This window comes from Micromonospora sp. NPDC006431, from assembly GCF_042870725.1.
Classification (GTDB): domain Bacteria; phylum Actinomycetota; class Actinomycetes; order Mycobacteriales; family Micromonosporaceae; genus Micromonospora.
On sequence record NZ_JBIAHQ010000004.1, the window covers coordinates 471,445 to 484,604 of the forward strand.

Below are 13,160 nucleotides of genomic sequence, written 5' to 3' on the forward strand. Positions count from 1 at the left end.
GGACATGCATCATCCAGCCGTGCTCGGCGTACTCGGCCTGAATCAGACCGAACAGGACTTCTACGAGCGACTGATCGGTTGCCCGCCGATGACAGTCGGTCAGCTCGACGAGCTTGCCGACGAATGCGGCTATACCGGTCAGGCCGGCCGCGTCCTGTCGCGACTCGTCCAGCTCGGACTGGTCGCGGCCGTGCCCAGCGATCCCGAGCGCTGGTCGGCCACTCCGCCGAACACCGCCCTGCAGATGCTGCTCAGCGCCCGTGACCGCGCGCTGGCCGAGGCGCGCGGGCGGGTCGCCGACCTGGTCAGGCGGTTCGTTCGGACCGAGATCAATCACGACCACGCGGCCATGGTCGAGGTGATCCGCGGGCGCGAGAAGCACATCCGGCGGTTCTCGGAGCTGCAGCGCCGCGCGCGCCACCAAGTGCGCGCGTGCGACGGGCCGCCATATCCGGCCAACGACGCGGTCCAGCTCAACACCATGGAGGTCGACCAACTCCAAGCCGGGCTCCAGGTCCGGGTCATCTACGACCGCCGGGCACTGGACATCCCTGGCCGGCTGGCCGACCTGGAGGCCGGTATCGCCGCGGGTGAGCAGGCCAGGGTGGCGGACATCCCGCTGAAGATGATGCTGTTCGACGACACGGCGGCGGTCCTGCCGCTGTCTCAGCCACCGGATGTGGAGTCGCGACTGGTGGTCCACCACCCGGTACTGCTGGACGCGCTGTCCGCCTTGTTCGAGATCCATTGGCAACACGCGCTGCCGCTGCACGTCAGCGGAGGACGGGCCGAGCTGGACGGGAGCGGAACGACGCCCTCACTCATGGACCGGCACCTGCTCGTGCTGCTGGTCGCCGGTCAAACCGACCAGGAGATCGCCGCCCAGCTCGGCGTTAGCGACCGCACGGTCCGCGCCCGGGTACGTGACATGATGGCCCGGCTGGATGCAACCACGCGGTTCCAAGCCGGCTACCAGGCGGTGGTACGTGGCTGGCTGACGACCGGCAGCCAGGACTCCCCCGATGCCGTCCCGACCACCACGGCCCCAGCCGATGCCGCCAGACTTCGGTGACCAGGACAACTGTTCGGTGATCGGGCTCGCCCCAGCCGAGCAAACCGCCTACGAGCTGCTGATCGAACGGCCGTCGGCCACACTCGCCGACCTCGACGCGGCGTGGTCCCGGCCCGAGCCGCTGGCCGAGGTGCTGGCCGGCCTCGAAGAACGGTCCCTGATCAGCCGCGAGGCCGGCCCCCCGGTCCGGTTCCAGGCGGCCTCTCCCGCAGCGGCCTTCGGCGCGCTGTTCGCTGACTACGAAGAGCAGCTCGAGCGGGCCCGCCGGCACGTCGCCGTGCTCGACGCCGCCTATCAGGCCCAGCCCGCGGTATCGGACAGCGCCAGCATGGTCGAGGTGATCACCGGACCGCGCGCAGTTCGCCAGCGATGGCTGCAGATCGAGCGAAGCGCCCGCCAACACATCAGCTGCCTGGCCAAGCCGCCCTACCTGTCGACGGCGGGGGGGCTGGCGGTCGGGGTGCTCGACAGCACCAACCCTCGCGAACCCGACCGCGATGCGGTGCGCCGCGACCTGACCTGGCGCACCATCTACGACCGCTCGGCCATCAAGCATCCCGGTTCACTGGCCGCCGTGGAGCGCTCGATCCAGGCCGGACAGCTCGCCCGGGTGCTGCCCGACCTGCCGATCAGCCTCTGGCTGGCCGACGCGAAGGTCGCGTTCTTGCCCCTGCAACGCCATACGGCGGCTCAGGACGCAATCATCGTGGTCCACCCCTCGGCGCTCCTGGACGCTCTGGTCTCGCTGTTCGAAGGGCTGTGGCAGCGCGCGCTGCCGCTGCACCGGCCCGCGCCCGGCCAAGCCGAGCCCGATGACACGGGACGCCTCGGGGACGATGGGGACCGGCTCATCACCTTGCTCCTGTCGGGGCTCACCGACGAGGCGATCGCGCGTCAACTCGGCCTGTCGCACCGCACGGTGCAGCGACGGGTCGCCGCCCTGATGGCCAATCTCGGCGCACACAGCCGGTTCCAGGCCGGTGTGCGTGCCGCGCTGCAACAGGCACCCCGCTGGTCGGCTGAGTGACCCAGCTCCCCGGGGACGGGCCGAGTGCCATCTGCACCACGTAGGTCTCGGTCGGCTGCGGGCTGGCACTCGCGGTGCTGGTCCCCGGCACGATGGTGAGTCCCATGGGCACTACGCCCAGCGCAGTCGGCGCGGTTGTCCGCTGCTGCCAGGTACTTGGGACGAGGACCGGGCGACGCCGCACGGTGACGACGCGCTGACTATCAGTTGGCCGCAAGTTGACCGGATTGCTGCCGAGTTGCCCATGCCGCCGGGTAGCCCCAGCTGTGCCGAGTGATTCATGTTGTTCTATAGCCCACGACAGTGGGGTGTCATGCGCGTTCTGTCTCTGGGGGCGCGCTAGTCCATGGAGGTTCCGTGCACACACGAACCAGGCATGCGAGACGCGCGTCAGTCGTGACGGCGGCTCTCGCGGTTCTCGCGACAGCGATGGCGAGCGCAGGACCCGCCGCGTTCGCCGCGCCATCGACCACAGCACCGTCAGCCAACCCGGCCGACAAGCTCACCTCGGCCGTCGAAAAGACGCTCACCACGCACGACTCGGCGGACTTCTGGGTGAAGCTGTCGGCGAAGGCCAACCTGGACGCGGCGCCGGACATCGCCGACTGGGGCAAGCGCGGCCAGTACGTCTACGACAGGCTCACCAGCACGGCCAAGACGTCCCAGGCCGACGTGATCCAGCAGCTCGAGGCGAACGGCGCCGACTACGAGAGCTTCTGGATCAGCAACCGCATCCTCGTCGAGGACGGCACGCTGGAGCTCGCCAAGGAGCTCGCCGCCCAGCCCGAGGTCAGCCAGATCGCCGAGATCACGAAGTTCGACCTCGTCGACCCGGTCAAGCGCGAGAAGGCGCCGGCGAACGCCCCGGCCACGGTCGAGTGGGGCCTCGACTTCATCAACGCCCCTGAGGTCTGGGCCCAGGGCTTCACGGGCGAGGGCATCGTCGTGTCGAGCGTCGACACCGGCGTCCAGTTCGACCACCCGGCGCTCGCCGACGGTTACCGCGGTCGGCAGCCCGACGGGACGATCGTCAACGACTACAACTTCTTCGACTCCTCCGGGCGGTGCGGCTCGTCCGGCAATCCGTGCGACGTGAACGGGCACGGCACCCACACCATGGGCACCATGATGGGCGACGACGGTCACGGCAACCAGATCGGTGTCGCGCCCGACGCGCAGTGGATCGAGGCCAACGGCTGCGACACCTGCTCGGACGTCGACCTGCTCGAGTCCGGTCAGTGGATCACCGCGCCGACCCGCAGGGACGGCACCGCTCCCAACCCGGCGATGCGGCCGCACGTCGTCAACAACTCGTGGGGCGCGGTCGCCGCCGGGGCCATCGACGACTGGTACCAGGACATCACCGACGCGTGGGCTGCCGCCGGCATCTTCGGCGCCTGGTCGGCGGGCAACAGCGGTCCCGGTTGCCAAACGACCTCCTCGCCGGGCGCGAACACTACCAACTACTCGGCGGGCGCGGTCGACTCCTCGGGCCGCATCGCGTCCTTCTCCTCGCGCGGTCCCGGTGAGGGCGGCGGGATCAAGCCGAACATCTCGGCCCCAGGCGTGAACGTCCGCTCCTCGGTCCCCGGTGGTGGGTACGCGAACTACAACGGCACCTCGATGGCCGCCCCGCACCTCGCGGGCGCCGTCGCCGTACTGTGGAGCGCCGCACCGGCACTGATCGGCGACATCCCGGGCACCTGGGAACTGCTGAACCGGACCGCCCACAACGTCGACGACACTTCGTGCGGCGGCACCGCCGAGAACAACAACGTCTACGGCGAGGGCACGCTCGACCTGGCCGCGCTGATCGACGCTGCGCCGATCGGTGACATGGGCACCGTTGCCGGCACCGTCACCGAGGCCGACGGCGACCCGATCAGCGGGGCGCGCGTGACGGTCGACGGCGAGCACGACCGTACCGTCACCACCGGCACGGACGGTACGTACTCCGTCCGCGTCGCCGTGGGCGACTACCAGGTCTCGGCCTCGGCGTTCGGCTACCTGCCGTCTGCCCCGACCGGCGCCACGGTCACCGTCGACGCGACCACCACGGTGAACATCGACCTCGAGGCCGCGCCACGCCACACCGTGTCCGGCACCGTCACGGACATCGCCACGGGCAACCCGTTCGTCGGCACCACGGTGAGCATCTCCGCACCGATCGACCCGGTCACCACCGACGCCAACGGCGCGTTCGCGTTCACCGACGTGCCCGAGGGCACCTACACGATCTCGGTCGAGGGCGGCTCCTGCACGAGCGAGTTCTCGGAGGAGGTCGTCGTCGACGGCGACGAGACGGTCACCGCCGAAATCGCCCGGAGGTACGACGGCTTCGGGTACTTCTGCACGGTCGGCAGCGACGGGCTCGCCACGGGTGACACCCGGGTGAACCTGACCGGTGACGACGCGGCGACCACGGTCCCGCTGCCGTTCTCGTTCCCGTACTACGACGGTGACTTCTCGACGGCGTACGTGACCACCAACGGCCACGTGAACTTCGCCGGGCTCTCGACGGCATACAGCAACGTCGCGATCCCGAGCAGTGCCGTGCCCAACGCGGCGATCTACCCGCTGTGGGACGACCTGTACTTCGACGCCTCGGCGGGTCTGTACACCGCGACCACCCAGGTCGATGGGGTCGACGCGTTCGTGCTCGAGTGGCGTAATGTCACGACCTACGGCAACCGCAACCTGCGGACGAACTTCTCCGTGACCCTCCTGGCGAACGGTGAGATCGAGCTCGGCTACGGGGCGAACTCGGGCGGAGCGGCGGCCGGCAGCTCGGCCACGGTGGGAATCGAGAACGAAAACGGCACCATCGCCCACCAGTTCTCCTACAACACCCCGGCGATCAACGCCGGAATGTCGATCCATTACGACTCTGCGCCGCGGGGCACGGTGGCCGGCACGGTGACCGACCGGAACACGGGTGCGCCGATCTCCGGCGCGACCGTGGCCATCTCCTCCGACGCCCAGAGCAAGACCGTGACCACTGGAGCGGACGGCAGGTACTCGATGTCGCTCGTCACCGGTGGCTACTCGGTCAAGATCACGGCGCCGAAGTATCGGGATGCCACCGGCTCGGTCATGGTCACCGAGGACGACACCGTGAGGTTCGACGCCGCGCTAGCCGCGGGCAAGGTGACCATCGTTTCTGATGGCGACACCCATGCCAATCTGCCGATGGGCGGCTCCCACACCGAGCAGCTCACGATCACCAACGAGGGCACCGCCCCGGCGGCGGTCGATCTGGAAGCCCGCAGCGGCGAGTTCGCGCCGCTCGCCACGCGCGCTCTCACGGCGGTGAAGGGTAAGGCGACCGTCCCGGCGTCGGTGGCCCCGAAGGGGAATCTGTCGGCGGCCGGATCGTCGATGTCGCGTTCGAACGTCAAGGGCGAGACGGTGACGCCTCAGGCGGCGCAGATCCCGGCCGACGAGATCACCATCACGCACTCCGCGTCGCAGGCGATCATGGCCGGCAACTCGGCGTCGTGCAACAACGGCGCCACCACCCGGAACAACTCGTACCTGCGGACGTTCACGCTGGCCGACTTCGGGCTCAACGGCCTGGACGTGTCGAGCGTGTCGTTCGGGGTGGAGGTGAACCAGGGGAGCCAGCCGCTCACGGTCAACCTCTACACGCTCAATGGCGACCTGCGGTACGCCAACATGACGCTCATCGGCTCGGCCAACGCCACGGTTCCGGCCGGTAACGGCAAGCTGGTGACGGTCCCGGTCGAGGGCGCGGTCCCGTCCGGCGGCACCCTGGTGGTCGAGGTGAAGGTCCCTGCCGATGGCTACTTCTTCATCGGCTCGAACAACGCCGGCCAGACGGCGCCGTCGTACATCGCCTCGGTGGACTGCGGCATTTCCGAGCCGGCCGACACGTCGTCGATCGGCTTCCCGGGCATGCACATCGTGATGAACGTGACGGGTAGCACGGGCGGCGCTCCGGCGGACTGGGTGTCCTTCGACAACCCGTCCTTCACGCTCAACCCGGGCGAGTCGCGCACGGTGAAGGCGACCATGTCGGCCGCCGTCGACCAGCCGGGCGCGTACTCCGCCGCGATCGGTGCCAGCACCAACACGCCGTACAACGTGGGTGAGGTGCCGGTGTCGATGAACGTCACCGCCCCGAAGTCGTGGGGCAAGGTCACCGGCACCGTCACCGCGGCCGACGGCCAGCCGCTCGGTGGCGCCATCGTCCAGGTGAACGGCGGCAACGGATACCGCAAGACGCTGGTCACCGAGAACGACGGTACGTACGCGTACTGGATCGACGCGAGGGTGAGCCCGCTCACGCTGATCGTCGCGGCCGAGGGCTACGCGCCTGCAACGGCGAAGGTCACGCTCAAGGCGGGCCAGACGGTCAGGGCGAACTTCTCGCTCAACCCGCTCCGGTAGCGCGTACACGGGGCGCGCCGTAGCGCGCGTCCCGTAGCGCGCCTCCTGTACGACGACGGCCCGGTCACCATCCAGGTGGCCGGGTCGCCGTCGTGCATCGAACGGACCTGAGCGGCCTGCTCCGCCGGCATCAGGATCAGGGAGACTCCCGACTCGGCGGCCCCACGGCGACCATCGATGTTCCCGATGGTCCCGCCAGGCACGGCGGTTGGTGAGCAGCGGAGACAGTTCCTGGGCAGACGACCGAGAAGGTCCCCCAGCACGGAGGCGGGAGGACCTTCTGGAGTGCTGCCCAAATCAGCCCACGGGGCCGATCTGCTTTGCCAGGTCGACGAAGGACTGCCACGACGAGGGGGTGACGTGGAGGGTGCCGCCCTCCCGGTCCTTGGTGTCGCGCACCAGCACGACGCCTGGCAGGTTGTCGGCGACCTCTACGCATGACCCGCCGTTGTTGCCGCTCTTCGTGCTCTTGCGCCACTGCGCGCCGGTCATGTCCATGATCCTGCCGCTTTCCTGATCAGGTCTAGGGACTGGGTTCGGGACAGGGCCTCACCCCTGATGCGCTCCCATCTCCGACTCAGCGTAGCAACGTCCGCAGCATCATTTACGATCTGCGCTCGCGCTTGGCTGTCGGCGTGAGCGACGTGCTCCCCGGCGGGCAACTCAGCGATGATGAAGCCTCCGCCGAGGCCCGGATACATTCCGACGTCCTTCGGCACCACGTGCACTTGCACTGAAGGCAGCGCCGCGCACGCGGCCAGGTGCTCGACCTGCTTGCGCATCAGGTCGCGGTCACCGTAGGCCGACTGGTAGAGCACCCCCTCGAAGACTACGGCGATGAGCAACGGGGGACGGTCGCGTCGCAGGATGACCTGCCGGCCTATCCGCGACGCGACGAGCTCGTCAACCTCGCTCGGCGTCAGGGCCTCGCCCGAGAGCGTCGCCCGTGCGTATTCCTCGGTCTGGAGGAGGCCGGGTATCCACGTGTGCTCGAACCAGCGCAGCGCGACCGCCTCGCGTTCCCAGTCGACCCACTCGCGAAGCCAATGCGGCTCGCGTCGTTTCAGGACATCCGGCCATAGGTCCCCAACGTCCCGGCCCAGGAGCGCGGCCACCTGAGCACGTCGACGAGATTGTGGAACCCGTCCCGGCGAGATCCAACGTGCTGCCGTCTTCGGATCTACGCCCGTTTGAGCTGCCAGGCTCTCGGCTGTCTCGCCAGCTTCGGCCATGGCTGCTTGTAGTGAGTGGTTCATCCCGTCCCCAAGGAGGATGTCCTGAACGTCCTCTGAGAATAAATGAACGTCGTGTACTGGTCCCGTTGCGCTGGGCAGTGTGTCACTCACGCGGGTCCGCTCGGCCGCAGGCGAGCAGTTGGGCGGGCTCCTGCCGGGGTCGCCCCGCACCCGATCGTGGGGCGACCCCCTCCAACGACGAGGAGGTCGATGTGCGTACCCGTTGGTTTCGGTGCCGGACCAAAGAGCTGCCGACGCTGCCGAAGCGCGAGCCGGGCACCAACCTGCCCGCGTGGATGCGGGAGCCGACCCGGGTGTTCCCCACGCTCCAGCCCGGTCGCCCGGGCCGGTTGACGCCGGGGCAGGAGTGGCGGGCGAACGGGGGCCGCTGGTGACCCGCCCCGGTGGCGTGCTCACCGCCACCGCCCATGTCGGCCGCCAGCCGACATGGGACTGCGAACGCTGCGGTGATCCCTGGCCCTGCCCGGCCCTCCGGCGGATCCCCCGGGAGCAGCTCGACCCGGCGGCGTGGACCCCGGCCGTGTCGGTGATCCTCCAGAGCGCGATCCGGGACCTGCGCGGACGCCCCGAGGGGCCGGAGCCGCCCGAGATCGTGCTGCGGTTCCTCTGGTTCCTGCCGCTGACCGACGAGGAAGCCCGCGCCATCGCCCGGCGGATGCGGTGATGGGCCGCCGCGTGATCCCGCACGTCCCGATCCGCCCGCTCTGGCGGTGCCGGAACTGTGGCGCGGAGTGGCCCTGCCAGCCGGCCCGGTTGTCGCTGCTGGTCGAGTACCGGGGGAATCGCACCGGACTGCTGCTCTACCTCGGTGGGCTGATGGCCGAGGCCCGGGAACAGCTCGCCCAGCTCAACCCGGACCACGTCCCGGACCTGCACCACCGCTTCATCGCCTGGGCGCGGTCCGCGACTGACGGCGTGACACCCCGAAGCGGCGGGGCCGGTCGATCACGTCCGGAGGGAGCATTGACGGTGATCCGGTTCTGCGCGTAGACCTTTCCCATGGAGGCGCACCGATGAGGAAAGCCCCGCTCACGCTGGAACAGCTGCGCGTCGCGGTCGCCGACGGCGAGCTCGACACGGTGGTGCTGGCCCTGGCCGACATGCAGGGCCGGCTTCAGGGCAAACGGTTCCACGCCCCGTACTTCCTCGACCAGGTGGTCGCGCACGGCAGCGAGGGCTGCAACTACCTGCTCGCCGTCGACGTCGACATGAACACCGTCGACGGGTACGCGATGTCCAGCTGGGAACGCGGCTACGGCGACTTCGCGCTGAAGCCCGACCTGGACACTCTGCGCCGGATGCCGTGGCAGCCGGGCAGCGCCCTGCTCCTGGCCGACCTGGAGTGGCTGGACGGCTCCGGCCCGGTGGTCGCCTCGCCTCGGCAGATCCTGCGCCGGCAGCTCGACCGGCTGGCCGGCCACGGGCTGACCGCGTACGCCGGGACCGAGCTGGAGTTCGTGCTCTTCCGGGACTCGTACGAGGAGGCGTGGCGGCGCGGCTACCGCGACCTGACCCCGGCCAACCAGTACAACGTGGACTACTCGCTGCTCGGCACCGCCCGGGTGGAGCCGCTGCTGCGCCGGATCCGCACCGAGATGGCCGGGGCGGGGCTGACCCCGGAGAGCGCCAAGGGCGAGTGCAACCTCGGCCAGCACGAGATCGCGTTCCGCTACGACGAGGCGCTGGCCTGCGCCGACCACCACGTCATCTACAAGAACGGGGCGAAGGAGATCGCCGCCCAGGAGGGCATGTCGATCACCTTCATGGCGAAGCCGAACGCGCGGGAGGGCAACTCCTGCCACATCCACTTCTCGCTGCGCGACGCCGCCGGCCGCTCGGCCCTGCTCGGGGACGGGCCGGCGCACCTCAGCGTGACCGGGCGGCGGGTGCTGGCCGGGCTGCTCGCCACGATGCGGGAGTTCAGCCTCTTCTTCGCCCCGAACGTCAACTCCTACAAGCGCTACCAGCCGGGCTCCTTCGCCCCGACCGCGCTGCGCTGGGGCACCGACAACCGCACCTGCGCGCTGCGGCTGGTCGGGCACGGCCAGGGCATGCGGGTGGAGAACCGGGTGCCCGGCGCGGACGTCAACCCGTACCTGGCGATCGCCGCACTGGTGGCCGGGGCGGTCTACGGCATCGAGCGGGAGCTGGAGTTGGGCGAGGAGTGCACCGGCAACGCGTACGAGGACGGGACCGCGGCGCGGGTGCCGGGAACGCTGCGCGACGCGCTCGCCCTCTGGGAGTCCTCCGCGGTGGCCCGGGACGCCTTCGGCACCGAGGTGGTCGCCCACTACGCCAACCAGGCCCGGGTCGAGCTGACCGCCTTCGACGCCGCCGTGACCGACTGGGAACTGGTCCGTGGCTTCGAACGGCTCTGACCCGTCCGGGCGTCCAGGAGGAGGGCACGTGACCGAGGTACGGAACCCGGCGACCGGGGAGGTGCTGCGCGAGGTGGCGGCCACCTCGCCGGCCGAGACCGACGCGGCGATCGCCCGGGCGGCCCGGGCGTACGAGTCGTGGCGGGCGGTGGCGCCCGGCGACCGGGCGCGGGTGCTGCGGCGGTTCGCCGCGGTGGTGGACACGCACCTTGAGGAGCTGGCCCTACTGGAGGTCCGCAACGCGGGCCACACCATCGGCAACGCCCGCTGGGAGGCGGGCAACGTCCGGGACGTCCTCGACTACTACGCCGGCGCCCCGGAGCGGCTCACCGGGCGGCAGATCCCGGTGCCCGGCGGGCTGGACGTCACCTTCCACGAGCCGCTCGGCGTGGTCGGCGTGATCGTGCCGTGGAACTTTCCGATGCCGATCGCCGGCTGGGGCTTCGCGCCGGCTCTCGCCGCCGGCAACACGGTCGTGCTCAAGCCGGCCGAGCTGACCCCGCTCACCGCGCTGCGCCTGGCCGAGCTGGCGCTGGAGGCCGGACTCCCCGAGGGGGTGTTCACCGTCCTGCCCGGGCAGGGGAGTGTGGTGGGGGAGCGGTTCGTCACCCACCCGGCGGTCCGCAAGGTCTGCTTCACCGGCTCCACCGAGGTCGGTACCCGGATCATGGCCGGCTGCGCCGCCCAGGTGAAGCGGGTCACGCTGGAGCTGGGCGGGAAGTCCGCCAACCTGGTCTTCGCCGACGCCGACATCGAGAAGGCGGCGGCCACCGCGCCGTACGCGGTCTTCGACAACGCCGGCCAGGACTGCTGCGCCCGCTCGCGGATCCTGGTCCAGCGCCCGGTGTACGACCGCTTCCTGGAGCTGCTCGAACCGGCCGTGCGCGCGTTCCGGGTCGAGGACCCGGCCGCCGAGAGCGCCGAGATGGGGCCGCTGATCTCCGCCGGACACCGGGACCGGGTCGCCGGGTACGTCGACAGGGCGAAGGTGGCCTTCACCGGCTCCCGCCCCGACGGTCCCGGCTGGTGGTATGCCCCGACCGTGCTGCTCGCCGAATCCCCGGCCGACCGGCACTGGCGCGAGGAGGTGTTCGGCCCGGTGGTCTCGGTGCTTCCCTTCGACGACGAGGCGGACGCGATCCGGCTCGCCAACGACACCGAGTACGGCCTGTCCGGGTCGATCTGGACCCGGGACGTGGGCCGGGCGGTCCGGGTGGCCCGGGCGGTGGAGTCCGGCAACCTCAGCGTCAACTCGCACTCCTCGGTGCGCTACTGGACCCCGTTCGGCGGCATGAAGCGCTCCGGGCTCGGCCGGGAACTGGGCCCGGACGCGCTGCACGCCTTCACCGACGTCAAGAACGTGTTCATCTCGACAGAGGAGTGACCGCAGTGCAGGGACGGCTTCAGGACCGGGTCGCGGTGGTGACCGGAGCGGGCAGCGGGATCGGGCTGGCCACCGTGCGGCGGTTCGCCGCCGAGGGGGCGCGGGTGGTCTGCGTCGACATCGACCCCGAGGCGGGCAAGCGGGCCGCCGACGAGGTGGGCGGCGAGTTCGTCGCCTGCGACGTGGCCGACGAGGCGTCGGTCCGGGACCTCTTCGACGGGGTGGCCGAGCGGCACGGCCGGGTCGACGTCGCGTTCAACAACGCCGGCATCTCCCCGCCGGACGACGACTCCATCCTGGACACCGGGTTGGACGCCTGGGAGCGGGTGCTGCGGGTCAACACCACGAGCGTCTACCTGTGCTGCAAGTACGTCATCCCGCACATGCGCCGCCAGGGCAAGGGCTCGATCATCAACACCGCCTCGTTCGTGGCACTGATGGGCGCGGCGACCTCGCAGATCGCGTACACCGCGAGCAAGGGCGGGGTGCTCGCGATGACCCGGGAGCTGGGCGTGCAGTTCGCCCGGGAGGGGATCCGGGTCAACGCGCTCTGCCCCGGCCCGATCGCCACGCCGCTGCTGCTGGAGCTGTTCGCCAAGGATCCGGAGCGGGCGGCCCGCCGGCTGGTGCACGTGCCGATGGGCCGGTTCGGCGACCCGACGGAGATCGCCGCCGCGGTGGCCTTCCTGGCCAGCGACGACTCCTCGTTCATGACCGCCGCGCAGTTCGTGGTGGACGGCGGGATCACCGGCGCCTACGTGACACCAGTGTGAGCGCGAGGAGTGAGCCGGCCGATCATCGGGATCACCGCGTACGTCGAGCCGGCCGGCTGGGCGGTGTGGCGGGACGTCCCGGCGGCGCTGGTGCCGCACGCGTACGTCCGGGCGGTGACCGCCGCCGGCGGCCGCGCCGTGGTGCTGCCCCCCGACGACGCGGACGCGGACGTGCTGCGGGTCCTCGACGGGCTGCTGCTGGCCGGCGGCGCGGACGTCGGCCCGGAGCGGTACGGCCAGCCGCCCGACCCGCGCACCGAGAGCCGGCCGGACCGGGACGCCGGCGAGCTGGCCCTGCTGGCCGCCGCGCTCGCCGCCGACCTGCCGGTGCTCGGCGTGTGCCGGGGCATGCAGCTGCTCGCGATCGCCCACGGCGGCGCGTTGCATCAGCACCTGCCGGACGTGGTCGGCCACGACGGGCACCGGCCGGCGCCCGGGGTGTACGGCGTCCATCCGGTCCGGTTCGCCCCGGGCAGCCTGGCCGCGGCGGTGATGGACGGGGTGAACCGGGTCAACTCGTACCACCACCAGGGGGTGGCCGACCCGGGCAGCCTGACCGCCACCGGCTGGGCCGACGACGGGGTCGTGGAGGCCGTCGAGGACCCCGGGCGGCGCTTCCTGCTCGGGGTGCAGTGGCATCCGGAGAACGACCGGGATCCCCGGCCGGTGGCCGCCCTGGTCCACGCCGCCACCGGCGAACCGGTGTCCACGTGACCCAGATCACCGACCCCGCCCGACGTCCCTCGGCGATCCGCGTCCGGCCCGACTCGCCGCCGTCCGCCGGTTACGCCAGGATGAGGCGTAGGTAACCAGCGTCCCGGGTCGGGCCTGCGTTTACCGTGCTCCTCCGCCTGGGTAGG

General features: G+C 70.7%; 12 protein-coding genes. 10 read left to right on the forward strand and 2 right to left on the reverse strand.

Translation table 11 applies throughout. The features are described 5' to 3' along the window. Positions 1 to 4: 4 nt before the first annotated feature. The 3 genes from ACFYM6_RS11285 to ACFYM6_RS11295 all read left to right on the forward strand — a co-directional run bounded on the left by ACFYM6_RS11285 (position 5) and on the right by ACFYM6_RS11295 (position 6,509). The gene (locus tag ACFYM6_RS11285; RefSeq protein WP_387274458.1) at positions 5 to 1,072 is read left to right on the forward strand and encodes a LuxR C-terminal-related transcriptional regulator; all 1,068 of its coding nucleotides are present in this window, start codon (positions 5 to 7) and stop codon (positions 1,070 to 1,072) included. A gap of 16 nt (positions 1,073 to 1,088) precedes the next feature. Next, positions 1,089 to 2,099, forward strand: a complete 1,011-nt coding sequence (locus tag ACFYM6_RS11290) for a LuxR C-terminal-related transcriptional regulator (RefSeq protein ID WP_387274460.1) — start codon at positions 1,089 to 1,091, stop codon at positions 2,097 to 2,099. A 429-nt stretch (positions 2,100 to 2,528) separates the two neighbouring features. Beyond that, on the forward strand, positions 2,529 to 6,509 hold the full coding sequence (locus ACFYM6_RS11295) for a carboxypeptidase regulatory-like domain-containing protein (protein ID WP_387274462.1): 3,981 nt from the start codon (positions 2,529 to 2,531) through the stop codon (positions 6,507 to 6,509). A 297-nt stretch (positions 6,510 to 6,806) separates the two neighbouring features. On the opposite strand, the gene ACFYM6_RS11300 is transcribed toward ACFYM6_RS11295, so the two are convergent. Next, entirely contained in the window at positions 6,807 to 7,001 is a 195-nt protein-coding gene (locus tag ACFYM6_RS11300; RefSeq protein ID WP_387274463.1) for a DUF397 domain-containing protein, read from the reverse strand. Then, positions 6,998 to 7,765 (reverse strand): DUF5753 domain-containing protein, encoded by a 768-nt coding sequence (locus ACFYM6_RS11305; RefSeq protein ID WP_387274572.1) that lies wholly within the window; start codon positions 7,763 to 7,765, stop codon positions 6,998 to 7,000. Before ACFYM6_RS11305 ends, ACFYM6_RS11300 begins: the two co-directional genes overlap by 4 nt. 191 nt (positions 7,766 to 7,956) lie before the next feature. On the opposite strand from ACFYM6_RS11305, the gene ACFYM6_RS11310 reads away from it, so the two are divergent. From ACFYM6_RS11310 to ACFYM6_RS11340, 7 genes are read left to right on the forward strand one after another with little or no spacing between them, the layout of a single operon-like run. Then, positions 7,957 to 8,139 carry a hypothetical protein gene (locus ACFYM6_RS11310; RefSeq protein ID WP_148795003.1) on the forward strand — a complete coding sequence of 61 codons (183 nt, stop codon included), beginning with the start codon at positions 7,957 to 7,959 and terminating at the stop codon, positions 8,137 to 8,139. After that, on the forward strand, positions 8,136 to 8,429 hold the full coding sequence (locus ACFYM6_RS11315; RefSeq protein WP_387274465.1) for a hypothetical protein: 294 nt from the start codon (positions 8,136 to 8,138) through the stop codon (positions 8,427 to 8,429). The genes ACFYM6_RS11310 and ACFYM6_RS11315 overlap by 4 nt, the downstream gene beginning before the upstream one ends. Beyond that, positions 8,429 to 8,755 carry a flavin reductase gene (locus ACFYM6_RS11320; protein ID WP_387274466.1) on the forward strand — a complete coding sequence of 109 codons (327 nt, stop codon included), beginning with the start codon at positions 8,429 to 8,431 and terminating at the stop codon, positions 8,753 to 8,755. Before ACFYM6_RS11315 ends, ACFYM6_RS11320 begins: the two co-directional genes overlap by 1 nt. Positions 8,756 to 8,778: 23 nt before the next feature. Next, positions 8,779 to 10,143, forward strand: coding sequence for a glutamine synthetase family protein (locus tag ACFYM6_RS11325; protein ID WP_387274468.1), 1,365 nt, complete (start codon positions 8,779 to 8,781; stop codon positions 10,141 to 10,143). A 28-nt stretch (positions 10,144 to 10,171) separates the two neighbouring features. Then, positions 10,172 to 11,527 carry an aldehyde dehydrogenase family protein gene (locus tag ACFYM6_RS11330; RefSeq protein ID WP_387274470.1) on the forward strand — a complete coding sequence of 452 codons (1,356 nt, stop codon included), beginning with the start codon at positions 10,172 to 10,174 and terminating at the stop codon, positions 11,525 to 11,527. A gap of 5 nt (positions 11,528 to 11,532) precedes the next feature. Then, positions 11,533 to 12,300 carry a 3-oxoacyl-ACP reductase gene (locus tag ACFYM6_RS11335; RefSeq protein ID WP_387274472.1) on the forward strand — a complete coding sequence of 256 codons (768 nt, stop codon included), beginning with the start codon at positions 11,533 to 11,535 and terminating at the stop codon, positions 12,298 to 12,300. A gap of 9 nt (positions 12,301 to 12,309) precedes the next feature. Next, positions 12,310 to 13,014, forward strand: coding sequence for a gamma-glutamyl-gamma-aminobutyrate hydrolase family protein (locus ACFYM6_RS11340; RefSeq protein ID WP_387274474.1), 705 nt, complete (start codon positions 12,310 to 12,312; stop codon positions 13,012 to 13,014). Positions 13,015 to 13,160: the final 146 nt, after the last annotated feature.

Bases quoted from the DNA above. Each gene is read 5' to 3' on its own strand.
- ACFYM6_RS11285 (WP_387274458.1), top strand. From the start codon at position 5: ATGCATCATCCAGCCGTGCTCGGCGTACTCGGCCTGAATCAGACCGAA.
- ACFYM6_RS11295 (WP_387274462.1), top strand. From the start codon at position 2,529: ATGGCGAGCGCAGGACCCGCCGCGTTCGCCGCGCCATCGACCACAGCA.
- ACFYM6_RS11300 (WP_387274463.1), bottom strand. From the start codon at position 7,001: ATGACCGGCGCGCAGTGGCGCAAGAGCACGAAGAGCGGCAACAACGGC.
- ACFYM6_RS11305 (WP_387274572.1), bottom strand. From the start codon at position 7,765: ATGAACCACTCACTACAAGCAGCCATGGCCGAAGCTGGCGAGACAGCC.
- ACFYM6_RS11320 (WP_387274466.1), top strand. From the start codon at position 8,429: ATGGGCCGCCGCGTGATCCCGCACGTCCCGATCCGCCCGCTCTGGCGG.
- ACFYM6_RS11325 (WP_387274468.1), top strand. From the start codon at position 8,779: ATGAGGAAAGCCCCGCTCACGCTGGAACAGCTGCGCGTCGCGGTCGCC.